General features: G+C 71.7%; 14 protein-coding genes. 6 read left to right on the top strand and 8 right to left on the bottom strand.

Annotated features, from left to right (window positions below):
* Nucleotides 1-2: 2 nt before the first annotated feature.
* Nucleotides 3-704 (bottom strand): hypothetical protein, encoded by a 702-nt coding sequence (locus WMF14_RS41185; protein WP_437795649.1) that lies wholly within the window; start codon nt 702-704, stop codon nt 3-5.
* Nucleotides 705-839: 135 nt separating this feature from the next.
* On the opposite strand from WMF14_RS41185, the gene WMF14_RS41180 reads away from it, so the two are divergent.
* Complete coding sequence (locus WMF14_RS41180; protein ID WP_437795646.1) at nt 840-2,210, top strand: OmpP1/FadL family transporter; 1,371 nt, start codon at nt 840-842, stop codon at nt 2,208-2,210.
* Between the two features lie 100 nt (nt 2,211-2,310).
* Here WMF14_RS41180 and WMF14_RS41175 read toward each other — a convergent pair whose 3' ends face one another.
* Nucleotides 2,311-3,105 carry a response regulator transcription factor gene (locus tag WMF14_RS41175; protein ID WP_272102454.1) on the bottom strand — a complete coding sequence of 265 codons (795 nt, stop codon included), beginning with the start codon at nt 3,103-3,105 and terminating at the stop codon, nt 2,311-2,313.
* Nucleotides 3,106-3,164: 59 nt separating this feature from the next.
* Between WMF14_RS41175 and WMF14_RS41170 the strand changes: the two genes are divergently transcribed.
* The 3 genes from WMF14_RS41170 to WMF14_RS41160 are packed head-to-tail and all read left to right on the top strand — an operon-like array spanning nt 3,165 to nt 5,636.
* Complete coding sequence (locus WMF14_RS41170) at nt 3,165-4,277, top strand: DsbA family protein (protein WP_437795643.1); 1,113 nt, start codon at nt 3,165-3,167, stop codon at nt 4,275-4,277.
* The gene (locus WMF14_RS41165; protein WP_272102456.1) at nt 4,274-5,050 is read left to right on the top strand and encodes a 3'-5' exonuclease; all 777 of its coding nucleotides are present in this window, start codon (nt 4,274-4,276) and stop codon (nt 5,048-5,050) included. Before WMF14_RS41170 ends, WMF14_RS41165 begins: the two co-directional genes overlap by 4 nt.
* Nucleotides 5,051-5,054: 4 nt before the next feature.
* Entirely contained in the window at nt 5,055-5,636 is a 582-nt protein-coding gene (locus WMF14_RS41160; RefSeq protein WP_437795641.1) for a hypothetical protein, read from the top strand.
* A gap of 31 nt (nt 5,637-5,667) precedes the next feature.
* Here WMF14_RS41160 and folK read toward each other — a convergent pair whose 3' ends face one another.
* The 6 genes from folK to WMF14_RS41130 form a co-directional block, all read right to left on the bottom strand.
* Complete coding sequence (gene folK, locus WMF14_RS41155; RefSeq protein ID WP_272102458.1) at nt 5,668-6,165, bottom strand: 2-amino-4-hydroxy-6-hydroxymethyldihydropteridine diphosphokinase; 498 nt, start codon at nt 6,163-6,165, stop codon at nt 5,668-5,670.
* Between the two features lie 187 nt (nt 6,166-6,352).
* Nucleotides 6,353-6,718, bottom strand: coding sequence for a hypothetical protein (locus tag WMF14_RS41150; RefSeq protein WP_272102459.1), 366 nt, complete (start codon nt 6,716-6,718; stop codon nt 6,353-6,355).
* A 55-nt stretch (nt 6,719-6,773) separates the two neighbouring features.
* On the bottom strand, nt 6,774-7,730 hold the full coding sequence (gene gshB, locus WMF14_RS41145) for a glutathione synthase (RefSeq protein ID WP_437795637.1): 957 nt from the start codon (nt 7,728-7,730) through the stop codon (nt 6,774-6,776).
* An 86-nt stretch (nt 7,731-7,816) separates the two neighbouring features.
* The gene (locus tag WMF14_RS41140; RefSeq protein ID WP_437795635.1) at nt 7,817-8,698 is read right to left on the bottom strand and encodes an anti-sigma factor family protein; all 882 of its coding nucleotides are present in this window, start codon (nt 8,696-8,698) and stop codon (nt 7,817-7,819) included.
* Complete coding sequence (locus tag WMF14_RS41135; protein WP_272102462.1) at nt 8,695-9,381, bottom strand: sigma-70 family RNA polymerase sigma factor; 687 nt, start codon at nt 9,379-9,381, stop codon at nt 8,695-8,697. The genes WMF14_RS41140 and WMF14_RS41135 overlap by 4 nt, the downstream gene beginning before the upstream one ends.
* Nucleotides 9,382-9,415: 34 nt before the next feature.
* Nucleotides 9,416-10,159, bottom strand: coding sequence for a polyhydroxyalkanoate synthesis regulator DNA-binding domain-containing protein (locus WMF14_RS41130; RefSeq protein ID WP_272102463.1), 744 nt, complete (start codon nt 10,157-10,159; stop codon nt 9,416-9,418).
* Nucleotides 10,160-10,255: 96 nt separating this feature from the next.
* On the opposite strand from WMF14_RS41130, the gene WMF14_RS41125 reads away from it, so the two are divergent.
* Both WMF14_RS41125 and nuoH read left to right on the top strand, forming a co-directional pair.
* Complete coding sequence (locus WMF14_RS41125; protein WP_437795632.1) at nt 10,256-11,062, top strand: ABC transporter ATP-binding protein; 807 nt, start codon at nt 10,256-10,258, stop codon at nt 11,060-11,062.
* A gap of 109 nt (nt 11,063-11,171) precedes the next feature.
* Nucleotides 11,172-13,112 carry an NADH-quinone oxidoreductase subunit NuoH gene (gene nuoH, locus WMF14_RS41120; RefSeq protein ID WP_437795630.1) on the top strand — a complete coding sequence of 647 codons (1,941 nt, stop codon included), beginning with the start codon at nt 11,172-11,174 and terminating at the stop codon, nt 13,110-13,112.
* Nucleotides 13,113-13,123 lie beyond the last annotated feature (11 nt).

Genomic DNA, 13,123 nt, shown 5'->3' with positions numbered 1-13,123 from the left:
GCTCACGGGAGCGGGCTCGCCGGGTCTCTCTTGCAGTTGATGACCGGCGCCGGGTAGCTGCTCGGATCGGCGATTCGCTCCATGGCGAAGGTAGAGCCCTTGAGATTCAGGGGGATCGGCCTCGCCGCGCTGCCGGTGACAACGCCACAGATGAAGTCGGCTGGCGCGCAGAGGGAGCCGGTGAGCGTGATGGTGGCCTCGAGCTCGCTGCCGGAGATCGGGTTGGCGTCGCCCGGCACGATGAGCGTGGGCAGCTGCGCGGTGAACTTCCCATCGGCGGACAGCTCGAAGGGACCCACATCGAACGGCTCGCCCGTGGGCGTCCTCCGATCGGCGGCCGTGAGCGGCTGGAAGGTGAGCGAGAAGCTCAGGCCGCCGTCGCTGGCCTCGGTGGTCAGGCTGGCCACGAAGAGGATAGGGGCCCGCGGGTTGAGATAGGCCGAGAGGCTGAAGAGGAAATCGCCGTCGACGGCGCCCGCTTCCGGCAGCAGGCAGTTGTCCCCGCCGCCACCAGCGCCGCCATTTCCGTCGCTGCCACCACCACCACCACCCTCGCCGCCGCTGCTCTGGTCTTCGCGGATCGTCGTATCGCGAGCTTCGAAGTCATCGTATCTGCCTTCCGGGTCGGCGCAGCCGATGAGGAGCGCGGTGGAGGTGAGGGCAGCTGAGGCGAGCGTTGTCCAGATGGTGCGGGAGAAAAGCATTTGACACCGTTCGAAAGGTGACATTTGACTTGAGCGGGTAGAACATTCCCCGACGTGGCAGGAGTTGCAACCCTACCATGCAGGGTCCGCCGCAGGCGCCGCATTCCTCCGCCCTCAGAATCGAGAACACCGGATATGTCCATCAACCGCCCCTGTTTCGCGATCTCCGTCGGCCTCCTCGGCGGTCTCGCCTGGACCGGATCCGCGCTCGCCGGTGGGTTCGCGACCGCGCGGTTTGGCGGCGAGCACGGCAACCCGATCACGAGCAATCCGACCGCGGTCTACTACAACCCCGCAGGCCTCGCCGAGAGCGAGGGGATTCACCTGTTCCTGGACGGAACCATCGCGCTGCGCTCCGCGTCCTACACGCACGCGGCGGCGGCGACCGATGACGTGACGGTGCCGCAGGCGAACACGGGGAAGGCGACCCTGTTCAACGTGGCTGCCGCGCCGATGCTCGGCGCGTCGGCCAAACTCGGCGACCTGGCGCTGGGCGCCGGCGTCTATGTGCCCTTCGGCGGCGCCGCGTCCTGGGACACGAACGCGGCGTTCGAGGGAAATCGCGAGCTCGCCGGGCCGGTGGACGGCGTGCAGCGCTGGCACTCCATCGAGTCTTCGCTCCAGGCGATGTTCTTCACCCTCGCCGCCGCTTACAAGATCCCGTCGCTCCGCCTCAGCCTCGGCGTCTCGGGCAACCTGATTCGGACCCAGGTGAACACCGTGCGCGCCCGCAACGCCTCCGGCGACAACCTCCTTGCGACCGAGGGGCGCTCGCTGCTCGAGGTGAGCGGCTTCCACGCGAGCTTCGGCGTCGGCGCGCTGGTCGAGGCGGTGCCGGAGCAGCTCTGGATCGGCGCGTCGTACCAGTCGCGGCCGAACGTCACGGGGGGAGAGTCGCTCGAGGGCACGCTCACCAACCGCTTCAGCGGCGTGTCGGGCTCCCCGAGCGACGTGGAGCTGCACGAGGGCCTGCCGGACATCGTGCGGCTCGGCGCCCGCTTCGTCCCGGCGGAGCGCTTCGAGGTGCGGCTCTTCGGCGACTGGACGCGGTGGAGCTCGATGGAAAACCAGTGCCTCACCCAGGTTGGCGCCGCGTGCGAGATCGACCGCGACGGCTTCGCCGGAGAGGGGGCCCGCGTGGTCCAGAACATCGCCCGCCGCTGGAACGACACGTTCGGCGTGCGCGTGGGCTGGAGCCACTGGCCGCGGCCCGCGATCGAGTTCTTCGGCGGCGTCGGGTACGACTCCAACGCAGTTCCTGACGAGACCCTGGATCCATCGGGCGTCGATTTCCACGACGTCTCGTTCTCCCTGGGCGGGCGCTTCCATGTCGCGGAGCAGCTGCACCTCGCCGCGTCGTATACCCAGCTGTTCTACGTCGACCGCGACACCGCGGGGGACAGCATCACCGCGGGCCTGCACCCCAACTCGAGGGCTCCCGACTCCGGCGGGCACTACACGCAGAACATCGGCGTGCTCAACCTCAACGTCGATGTCGCCTTCTGAGCGCGGAATCTGCGCGCGGTGACCGAGCGCGGAATCTGCGTGCGGTGACCGAGCGCGAGCCCGCGTCGCGGCGGACGCCGCTGCGCCTCGGCGAGGGGCCTCAGGAGGTGAAGCGCCGCGTCCGGCGGAGCAGGCTGAAGATGCGAGCCCCGAGCTCGGGGGCGCGGAAGGGCTTCACCATGTAGTCGTCGGCGCCGCTGGCGAAGGCCTCGACCATGTCCTGCGAGGAGGCGTGCGCCGTCAGGAAGAGGACCGGAAGATCGCGGAGCCCGGGCTCCTGCCGCAGCGTCCGGCACAGGTCGATGCCGGTCATCTTCGGGAGGTTCCAGTCGAGGACGACGAGGTGAAACGGCGCGCCCCGGACCCGCGCCAGCGCCTCTTCCGCGCTGGCGACGGCGACGACGGTGAGCTCGACCGCCTCGAGCATCGCCGACAGCAGCTCGCGGATGTGGGGATCGTCGTCGACAACGAGGACCCGTGAGCCTTTGCCTTTCAGCCGAGGCGGCGCAGGGGGCGGCGGCGCCCGGCCCGCCGGGCCGGCGCCCTGGACGCCGGCTGGCGCGGCGCCGGCCCCGTCCGCGGCGCGGAGCAGCGCCGCGGCGTCGGTGTCGGGCACGGATCCGGGGCGGGGCGCCTCCGTCCGCGCGAAGTGGGCCAGGCGATGCCAGTCGCGCGGCTCGAACGTGAGCCGCGCCCCCTCCGGTGAGACCGACGCGCACGCCGCGGCCGACGTCGCGCGGCGGTTTTCGCCCAGCTCGAAGATGGCGAGCACCCACTCGCCGTCGGCCACGGCCTCCCCCGCGGGCAACCCGAGCTCGAGGTCACGCTCCTCCGGATCGCACACGATTTGCTCGAACTGCTGCAGATCCGGGAAGCGGTAGAGGACGCTCCGCACCTCTTGACGCTACACCCGCGCTAGCATCTCGCAAGGGGTCCGACTAAGCTCGCGCCGCGATGTCATTCCTGCGCTGGATGCCGCCGCTCCTCGCGTTGCCGTTGCTCGCGATCGGCGCCACGGGCTGTCCTGGGAACCCGAGCTCGAACGAGCCCAAGCCGGCCGCGAGCCCGGAGGTAACGGTCTCGCTGCCGGGCGTGGACACCTCCTCGCTGACACCCCGCGAGCGCCGGGAGTGGGGGGCACAGGTCTCCGAGCTCCTCTCCCCTTGCCCGGACACGCCCGTGAGCATCGCGCAGTGCGTGAAGGAGCAGCGCGCGTGCAAGGCGTGCCTCCCCGCCGCGCAGCTCCTGCTCGGTCAGGTCAAGGACGGCCGGTCGAAGAAGGAGCGCGAGGACGCGTTCCACATGCGCTTCGACGCGAACAAGGTGAAGACGCTCGCCACCGACGGCTCGCCGGAGATGGGGCCGCCCGACGCGCCGATCACGATCGTCGAGTGGGCCGACTTCGAGTGCCCGTTCTGCAGGCTCATGGCGCCGCTGCTCGAGGGGCTCGTGAAGCGCTTCGACGGGCAGGTGCGCCTCGTCTTCAAGTTCTACCCGCTCTCGGCGCACGTCCACGGCGAGCCCGCCGCGCGCGCGGCGACCGCCGCGCTCAACCAGGGCAAGTTCTGGGAGATGCACCACCTCCTCTTCGAGAACCAGGACAAGCTGGAGCAGGCCGACCTCGAGCGTTACGCGCAGCGGCTCAAGCTCGACATGGTGAAGTTCCGCGCCGATCTCGTCTCGACCGACACCAAGGGGCGCATCGACAAGGACAAGCTGCAGGCCGACGGGGTCGGGCTCGAGGGGACGCCCCTCATCTTCATCAACGGCCGCGAGGTCAACCTCCAGCTCCTCACGAACCCCGGCGAGGATCTCGAGGCGTGGGTCAAGCTCGATCTGGAGCTCCTCGGCAAGACGCCGCGGCCTGCGCCCCCGAAGGCAGGCGACGCGCCGCCCTCCGGCAGCGCGATCCCCGCGGCCAGCGCGACGCCCGCAGCCAGCGCGACGCCTGCGGCCAGCGCGACGCCCGCTGCCGGCACCAGCGCGCCGGCGGGCGGCGCGGCGCGCCCCGCGACCTCGGCTGCACCCGCCCAGCCCGCTCAGCCCGCCAAGCCGAGGACGCCGTGAAGGTCGCCGACCCGTGCGGCTGCTTCCCGACGGGCCGGCACTACCCTGGGATCGCGCACCTCCTCAAGGTGCGCGCCGTCGGCGTCGCGTCGGAGATCGACGCGGGCAGCGCCTGGATCGAGCAGCCCATCGCCTTCGTCGACGTCGAGACCACGGGGCGCGATCCGGCGGGTGACAGGATCATCGAGCTCGGCATCGTCATCGGCCGCGCCGGGGAGATCCTGACGCGTTACAACTGGCTCATCCACCCGGGGCGGCCCATCCCCGCGGAGAGCACCGCCATCCACGGCATCAAGGACGCGGACGTCGAGGGCAAGCCGTCGTTCGCCGAGGTCGCGGAGGAGATCCTCGCCTGCTTCAAGGGGGCGATCCCCGCGGCGTACAACGCCACCTTCGACCGCTCGTTCCTGCTCGCCGAGCTCGAGCGCGTGGGCATGCGCCCGCAAGAGCCGCCGCCCGCCATGCGGCGCGAGGTCGACTGGGTCGATCCGCTCACGTTCGCCCGCGAGCTCTACAAGAACGAGGAGAGCCGCGCCCTCGGCGACATGGCCGCGCGGCTCGGGATCTCGCTCGAGAAGGCGCACCGCGCGACGGACGACGCCGAGGCGGCGCTCCAGGTCCTGTACGCGCTCGCGAAGGATCCGCGGGTGCCTCGCGCTTATGGCGGCCTGATCCAGGAGCAGCGGCGGCTGGTCCGCCAGCAGGACGAAGCGCGGAAGTTCTGGCGGAAGGCTCCTGCCGCCGCGCCGCCCCCGACCTCGAAACCCAGCTGACGTCATGGGGGACGCGCCGAAGCGACGCCTCCCGGTCGTCGGCAGCGGCGCGGCGCCTCCACGCGGCGGCGCGGCGCCTCCCGGCGGCGGCGCGGCAGTGCCGGAGAAGCGCAAGCTCCCCGTGCTGCAGAGCAGCGGCGACGACGAAGGCGAGGACCGCCCGCCGTGGCACTGGATCGCGCTCGGGACGGTGGCGATCTTCATCGCGTGGCTGCCGCTCGCGGGCCTCGTCAACACGCTGCTGCGCAAGATGATCGAGCGGACGGGGGACGCCGGGGCAGATGGCTCGGTGCGGCTCGCGATGGTGGGGCTCAACGCGATCGCGTTCGCGCTCGCCGGGGTCGCCGGCGGCTACCTCGTGGGGCGGTTCGGCGGGCGCGCCGGGCGGCGCGAGGCCGCCGCGAGCGGCGCCGTCGTCGCGGCGCTCGCCTGGGCGCTCGCCCTCGCCGAGGGCGCGCCGGCGGGCGCGCTGGGGTGGGCGCTGCTCCTGGTCGTGGTGGTCACGATCGGCAGCGCGGCTTCGTACGCCGGCGGCAGCGCCGGCCTCCGATCCCGCGCCGCTTTCGGCCCGCCGCGCTCGCGCTGAGCGCCGCGCCCGCGCGCCGCTGCGGCGCAGATCAGCTCGGATCGAGCTTGCGAATCGGCGCGCTCGCCTCGGGGAGCGCGGCGTAGGCGACGGCCGTGCGAGGGTCGCGCGCGTCGGGGGCGACGTCGAGCAGCGGCCTGAGCGCGAACACACGGCCGCAGAGCCGCGGGTGAGGCACCTCGAGATCCGGCTCTGCGACGGCCTCGCCCTCGATCCAGAGCAGGTCCAGATCGATCGTGCGCGGCCCCCATCGCACAGGATCGGGGCGCGTCCGCCCGAGCGAGCGCTCCACGGCGAGGGTGCGCTCGAGGATCTGGCGCGCGGGCAGCGACGTGGCGATGAGCACCGCGGCGTTCACGTAGTCGCCTTGCGGAGGGCCGCCTGCGGGCGGCGACTCGTAGCGCGACGACTCGCGGATGACGTCGAGATCGGGATCAGCGCCAAGCGCCGCGATGGCGGCGCGGAGGGTCGCCAGGCGATCGCCCAGGCTCGACCCGATCCCGATGACGACGCGCCGGCGGGGCCTCATGGCGAGAACTTACCATGCGCCGCGCGCACCCGGCGGCATGCGGCGCTCCGCGCGGAGCGCGGGTATCGCTCCGGAGAGCGGCGCGCGGTGGGCTCCGGCGTGCGCGAGGTGGGCTCCGGCGTGCGCGAGGTGGGCTCCGGCGTGCGCGAGGTGGGCTCCGGCGCGCGCCAGGAGGGCGCCGTCGCGATCACTCGCCCGGATCCGAGGCGCGGCGTCCTCCACCGATCCGCCGGCCCTCCGGCCGCGGGGGGAAGACGCGCCGATCCTCGGGGCTGCGGCGCGCGATCGGGGAGCGGCGCTCGACGGACGGATCGCGCTGCGCCGGCTGCGCGCTGCGCTGGAGCCCCACGAACAGCGCGCGCATCTCCTCGAACGTCTCCGGCATGGCGGCGGCCACGGTCGCCGCGTGCGTCCGGCACAGGCTCAGCGAGCGCCCCTGGATGACCACGCGCGCCATCCGCGTCCTCGCGCGAGGATCCCCGGGCGCGCCGCCCTCCCGATCGCCCTGCTCGCCGTCGCTGCACACGGCACACCGCTCGAATGACTCGCCCATGGGGGAGCCTTCGCAGAGGCGGGCGCTCCGGGCCAACTTTCCGGAGCCAGGTGGCTCACGCGCGCGCGGACCGGCCGCGCGCCCGCTCCTCGGCCCAGGCGATCACCCTCGCCGCCGGATCCGCGCCGGTGAAGCGCCCGAGCTCCTGGATGCCCGTCGGGCTCGTGACGTTCACCTCGGTCAGGCGCTCGCCGATGACGTCGAGGCCCACGAAGAAGAGGCCGTCGGCGCGGAGGCGAGGCGCGACAGCGCGGACGAGATCGAGCTCGCGCGGCGAGAGCTCCGTCGAGACGACGCGCCCGCCGACGTGGATGTTCGAGCGGTGATCGTCGTCGCGGGGCACCCGGAGGATGGCGCCCAGCGGCTCGCCGTCGAGCAAGAGGACGCGCTTGTCGCCGTGGACGACGGCGGGCAGGTACTCCTGGACCATGGCGAGGCGCTGCCCCTCGCTCGTCATCATGTCCGCGATGGCGCGCGCGTTCTTGTCGCGCTCGCTGATCTGCAGCACGCCGAGGCCGCCCGCGCCGTCGAGCGGCTTGATCACCGCCGTTCCGCCGAGGGCGCGCACGAACGCGTGGATCTGCTCGCGGTCGGCGGTCACCAGCGTCCTCGGCGTCCACTCGGGGAAGTTCAGCGCGTAGAGCTTCTCGTTGGCGTCGCGCAGCCCGCGGGGGTCGTTCACGATGAGCGGGCAGCGCCGCGCGCGCTCCAGGATCAGCGTCGCGTACAGGTAGCTGCGATCGAACGGCGGGTCCTTGCGGATGAAGATGGCGTCCACGTCCGCGAGCCGGAGCCGCTCGGGGCCCGCCGCGAGCGAGATGAACGGGGGCGCGTCGCCGATGTGCAGCGGCGAGGCCGAGGCGTGCGCCTCGCCGCCCTCGATCGAGAGGTCGCGCGGCAAGCAGTGGTAGCTCTCGTGGCCGCGCGCCTGCGCCGCTCGGATGAAGGCGAACGACGTGTCCTTGTCGTGCGTCACGCGGCTCAGCGGATCCATGACGAAGACGAAGCGCATGCGGTCTCTCGCGGTAGGGGTTGGTCGGAAAGGTGATCGAGGGAGGGGAGAGGACGGCGCCCGCCATGGAGCGAGCGCCGGCGCGCTCACTGCATCGCAGCGAGGACGAGCTGCGTGCTGAGGTCGTCGCCGAGATCCGAGGCGAGCGCGTAGCCGACGCCGCTGCGCTCGGCGGCGGCGACCGAGTAGCCGTTGATGTTGCCCACGTAGACGGGGCGCTCGCGCACGACGCGAGGCTGCAGGATCGGCTGCGCCTTCTGCACCGGGACCGCGCGCGAGTTGAACAGGTAGACCGTGACGCGGTGGTTGCCCCGCACCACGAACTGGAGCAGCGCGGCGCGCCGATCGCGCATCGTGTGCACGCGGGCGCCCATGAAGTTCGCCGGTATCGACTGGAACTGCGGCCTGCGGACCGGGACGCCGACGAACGGATCGAAGCGCGGGAGGTCCTCCGGGTTGGTCGTCTCCGGCGGCAGCGGCTGCGCGTGCTGGGTGACGAGATCGTCGAGCAGGACCTCGACGCTCTCCGCGCCCGCGAGATCGACCGCCGCCCTCGAGGGGCTCGCCTTCGCGGCGTCCGCCGGCGCGTCCGGCCGCCGCGCCACGCCCACGATGAAGACGACGCCCGCCGCCGCGGCGAGCGCGATCGCGTACCCCTTGTGCACGAGGCGCGGCCTCGCCTCGTGCGACTGCGCCGCGTCGCGCGCCGCCCCGCGCGCCTGCTCGTGCGCCACCGCCGCGGCGACGCGCGCCCGCAGCGCGTCCGGGCACCCCGACCCCGACGGCCGCGCCCGCTTCAGGCTCGCCCGCAGCGAGCGCAGGAGCCTCACCTGCTCGAAGCACGGAGGGCACTGGACGAGGTGGGACTCGAGATCGACGGCGTGATCCGGATCCAGCTCGCCGTCGACGTAGGCGGACAGCGCGTAGTCGAACCGCGAACAGCTCTCGATCGATTTCGCAGCGCTCATGCGGCACCCCGCTTCCGCTTGCGGTACGCGTCCAGGTCGGCGGGCGCGTCCTTCGCGGCGTCTTCGCTGACGATGCCCATCAGGACCGCGTGCTCGCGCAGCGTCTTCTGGAGGAGCTTGCGGCCCCTGTGCAGGCGCGACATCACCGTGCCGATCGGGCAGCCCATCGCCTCGGCGATCTCCTTGTAGGAGAGCTCCTCGATGTCCGACAGCACCACGGCCAGCCGGAACTCCTCGGGCAGCGCGTCGAGGGCGCGCTGCACCTCCGCCTCCACGAGCGGCGTGAGCGCCTGGGTCTCCGGATCGCGCATCGCGCGCATCGTCGTCGCGCCGACCCACGCATCGGTGAGCGGCTCGGCGTCGGGGCCGTCGAAGATGCCTCGCTCGAGGCCCCCGCGACGGTACCGGTTGATGAACGTGTTCGTCAGGATCCGAAGCAGCCAGGCCTTGAGGTTGGTGCCCGGCTCGAACTGACCCCGGGCGCGCATCGCCTTGACGATGGTGTCCTGGACCAGATCCTCCGCCTCCGTCGAGCTCTTCGTCATCCGGCAGCTCACGCCATAGAGCGTGTCCAGATGACCCAGCAGCTCGATCTCGAAGGCGTCGGCGCGGCCACCGTCGGCGCTGGCCAACGACAGGTCCTGCGCTACGGACGCAGGTTTCTTGCTGAAGAAGAACGGCATGGACTCGCTCGGGGGAACAGAGGAGCGCCCAGGGCTATTCCAGCCTGCTCTCGCCCCCCGAACCCTCGACCGCGGGTTCGTCCGCGCCGGAGCCCGCCTGGAGCGGAGCCGCGTCCTCGATGGGTTCACCAGAGCGTCCCTGGAGCTTGGCCTCCAGCTCGTCAATGCGCTGCGACAGGCGCTTGACATCGGCCTGGAGATCGCGGACCAGCCCGAGGCCCGGGAGGATGGCGCGGATGCGCTCGTCGACGGCCTGCTGCCACTGATCGAGCGTCTGCTTCGAGCTCTCGACGATCCCGCTCAGGCGCCCCTTCGCGTGGCTCGACCTGTCCGTGTCGAGCGGCGGGGGCGGATGGGACGATGGCGACACGGGCGTCGCCTGCTCCGTGCCCGGGGCGGGCGCCGTTCCAGGCGCCGCCACGCCGCCCTCGCCAGGGACCGCGCCGGGGATGAGCCGGCCGATCGGGCCCTCGCGCAGCTGCGAGAGCAGCCGCTCGCCGCGCTCCTGGATCAGATCTCTCAGCGTGCCGAGCGGTACCGAGCGCGGCTGCGATTTGAGATCCTCCGAGATGATCAGCGCCAGCGTGACCTCGGTCTTGTCCTCCTTGGTCGCGTTGTCGATGATCTGGACCTCTTCGCCAGCCCGGACCATCTCCCCTATCTGCTGCAGGGTGACGTAACGACTGTCCTTCGTGTCGTAGAGCTTCCGATTGGAGTAGCGCTTAATAACGCGACGCGGTACCTCGCCGCCTCCCAGAGTCTCCTTCGCCGTTTCCATCTCCTCTACGCCTCGAGTCGATTGGACCACCGCGAGAAACCTCGCGCAAGGGAAGATCACTCGATATCACTCGAATCATTCGACAAAAGAGACCGCGTGCAGGGGCCGGCGATCGATCTGCGTGACGTGGCCGCGAGCTATCCCACCGGGAGGCTGGCGCTGGAGGGGATCAGCCTGGAGGTGCGCGCGGGCGAGCTCTGCGCCGTCCTGGGGCCGAACGGCGCGGGAAAATCGACGCTGGTCCGGGTCCTCTCGGGGGCCCTGCGGCCGGCGCGGGGCGAGGCGACCCTGCTGGGGAGGCCGCTCGCCGGCATGGACCGGCGGGCGATCGCGCGGCGCGTGGCGGTCGTGCCGCAGGGGATCGCCTCGGCGCCCGGCTTCACGGTGCGCGAGGTCGTCATGATGGGCCGCGCGCCCCACCAGGGCGCGTGGATGCTCGCCGCCGGCCGGGACGAGGAGGCGGTCGCCCGCGCCCTCGACGCCTGCGATCTCGTGGGGCTCGCGGGGAGGCCGGTGGCCGAGCTCTCCGGCGGCGAGCAGAAGCGGGTGGCCATCGCCCGCGCGCTCGCGCAGGAGGCGCAGGTGCTGATCCTCGACGAGCCCGGGGCGCACCTCGACATCCGCCACTCGATCGAGGTCCACGAGGTCGTGCGCAGGGAGGTGGCCGAGCGGCGCCTCGCCTGCGTCGCGGTGCTGCACGACCTCAACGCGGCCGCCCAGTACGCCGACCGCGTGGCGCTCCTCAAGGCCGGGCGGCTGGTCGCCCACGGCACCGTCGAGGAGGTGATGACCTACCGCCGGCTCAAGGACGTGTTCGAGGCAGAGCTCTACGTGGGCGTGAACGAGCTCGACGGCAGCCGTTACTTCCTCCCCGTCCGGGGCGCGCACGAAGGCCGGTCGTAGGCAGACAGCGCGAGCGCTTTTCTCCGCATTCTCGACCACGCGAGCGGCGCGGTTTATAAGCGGCGCCATGCGCGGATCTCCACCCTGGAGAGCTCTCTCTCGAGGCTTCTTGCCGTGCCTCCTGGCCCTCCTCGCGCTGCTCGGCGCGGCCGGCTGCGCCGAGAGCAGGACGGCGCCCGAGCTCCTGAGCGTCGTCGACGTCGTGCCGCGCGAGGTCGACCTCGGCGACCGCATCGAGATCCTCGGGACCAACCTGCCCACCGCCGAGGCGAAGGAGGCGGTCGTCACGTTCCGCGGCACCCTCCGCCGCCCCGGCCAGGCGCCGCTCACCGGCCAGAGCATCGAGATCGAGGGCGCGCAGGTCAGCAGCACGAAGATCTCGCTGGTCTTCTCCGAGGGCCTGCAATCCCGCTTCGCCGGCCGCGGCGACGACGCGGTGCACACGACCTTCCACGGCGACGTCGTCGTCGAGATCCCCGCGACCGCGCAGGGCGCGCTCCCCGTGAACGGCACGGTGAGGGGCGTCACCATGGACTTCCTCCCGCCGACCCCGCGCCGCGCCGTCATCGAGGCGCGCGTGAAGGAGGGGGCGCGCGCGCTCGCGTTCTTCGGCGTCGAGGTCGCGGCCGAGGCGCCGCCCGCCGGCGGGCTCGTCGTGACGGGCGTGCGCGACGGGAGCCCGGCGGGCCAGGCAGGGCTCCAGGCCGGCGACGTGATCACGCGCTTCGAGGGCGTGAAGGTCCTCTCGAAGGCCGACGTGATCCCGAGCGGCCACGAACGGCGCTCCGCGGTCGGGATCCGGCGGGGCGGCGGAGCGACCCCGTCCGAGATCGAGCTCTCGACCGAGGGGTTCCAGGCGAGCGCCCCGACCGATCTGCTCGGCGCCGGGATCATCCTCGGCGTGGCCGCCGCGATCATCCTGCTCTTCATGGCGCCGACCGCGGGGATCATCACCTGGGTCGAGCGGCGCGTCTCTGCGCGCATGCAGTCCCGCATCGGGCCGAACCGCGCGGGGCCGCAGGGCTTCCTCGTGTGGGTCGCCGACGGGATCAAGTCGATCATGAAGGAGGACGTCATCCCGGCCGAGAGCGACAAGGCGCTGTTCCGGCTCGCGCCCTACCTCGTGTTCGTCGGCGTGTCGGCCACGTTCGTCGTCATGCCGTTCGGCCAGTACCTCATCGCGGCCGACCTCGACATCGGGATCCTCTTCGTCATCGCCGTGACGTCGCTGGTCACCATCGGCCTCATGACCGGCGGCTGGGCGTCGAACAACAAGTGGTCGCTCCTCGGCGGGATCCGATCGGCGGCGCAGATCATCAGCTACGAGATCCCCGGCGCGGTCGCGATCGTGTGCATCGTGATGATGACGGGCTCGCTGCGGCTCCAGGACATCATCGGCGCGCAGGGCGGCGCCGGGCCCTCGCTCCTCGACGTGGGCGGCTGGCCCTGGCACTGGTTCGTCTTCCGCAACCCGATCACGTTCGCGCTGTTCTTCCTCTATTTCACGACGGCGCTCGCGGAGGGCAACCGCGCGCCGTTCGACCTGCCCGAGGCGGAGAGCGAGCTCGTGGCCGGCTACTCGACCGAGTACTCCGGCATGCGGTACCTCTTCTTCTTCTTCGCCGAGTGGGCGAACGTCTTCGTGATGTGCGGCATCGCGAGCGCGCTCTTCCTCGGGGGCTGGCAGATCCCCGGCGTCTCGCCGGCCCAGCAGGAGGCGAGCTTCGGGCTCCAGCTCGTCGGCGTCTTCCTCTTCCTGCTGAAGAGCTGGGCGCTCGTCTTCGTGGTCATCTGGATCCGCTGGACGCTGCCGCGCGTCCGCATCGACCAGATGATGAACCTCTGCTGGAAGTGGTTCGTCCCGCTGTCGTTCGTTGCCTTCCTCCTGACGGCGCTCTGGATGGTGATCGGCGTCAGCAAGACGGTCCAGCTCGTCATCAGCGTCGTCACCTTCGCCGCCTGGGCGTACCTGTTCATCCACTTCATCCGCAGGGTCCAGCACAACCTGCGGGAGGCCAAGGTGGCGCTCCACCTGAATCCGTTCCTCTGAGCGCAAACCGC

Source organism: Sorangium sp. So ce693, from assembly GCF_051521375.1.
Classification (GTDB): Bacteria; Myxococcota_A; Polyangia; order Polyangiales; family Polyangiaceae; genus Sorangium; species Sorangium atrum.
Note: the sequence above shows the minus strand (reverse complement) of the source record. Positions and strands in the feature narration are given on the sequence as shown.

Excerpts from the sequence above, each read along its gene's own strand:
- WMF14_RS41185 (WP_437795649.1), bottom strand. The coding sequence starts at position 704 with ATGCTTTTCTCCCGCACCATCTGGACAACGCTCGCCTCAGCTGCCCTC.
- WMF14_RS41180 (WP_437795646.1), top strand. The coding sequence starts at position 840 with ATGTCCATCAACCGCCCCTGTTTCGCGATCTCCGTCGGCCTCCTCGGC.
- WMF14_RS41170 (WP_437795643.1), top strand. The coding sequence starts at position 3,165 with ATGTCATTCCTGCGCTGGATGCCGCCGCTCCTCGCGTTGCCGTTGCTC.
- WMF14_RS41160 (WP_437795641.1), top strand. The coding sequence starts at position 5,055 with ATGGGGGACGCGCCGAAGCGACGCCTCCCGGTCGTCGGCAGCGGCGCG.
- folK (WP_272102458.1), bottom strand. The coding sequence starts at position 6,165 with ATGAGGCCCCGCCGGCGCGTCGTCATCGGGATCGGGTCGAGCCTGGGC.
- WMF14_RS41150 (WP_272102459.1), bottom strand. The coding sequence starts at position 6,718 with ATGGGCGAGTCATTCGAGCGGTGTGCCGTGTGCAGCGACGGCGAGCAG.
- gshB (WP_437795637.1), bottom strand. The coding sequence starts at position 7,730 with ATGCGCTTCGTCTTCGTCATGGATCCGCTGAGCCGCGTGACGCACGAC.
- WMF14_RS41140 (WP_437795635.1), bottom strand. The coding sequence starts at position 8,698 with ATGAGCGCTGCGAAATCGATCGAGAGCTGTTCGCGGTTCGACTACGCG.
- WMF14_RS41135 (WP_272102462.1), bottom strand. The coding sequence starts at position 9,381 with ATGCCGTTCTTCTTCAGCAAGAAACCTGCGTCCGTAGCGCAGGACCTG.
- WMF14_RS41130 (WP_272102463.1), bottom strand. The coding sequence starts at position 10,159 with ATGGAAACGGCGAAGGAGACTCTGGGAGGCGGCGAGGTACCGCGTCGC.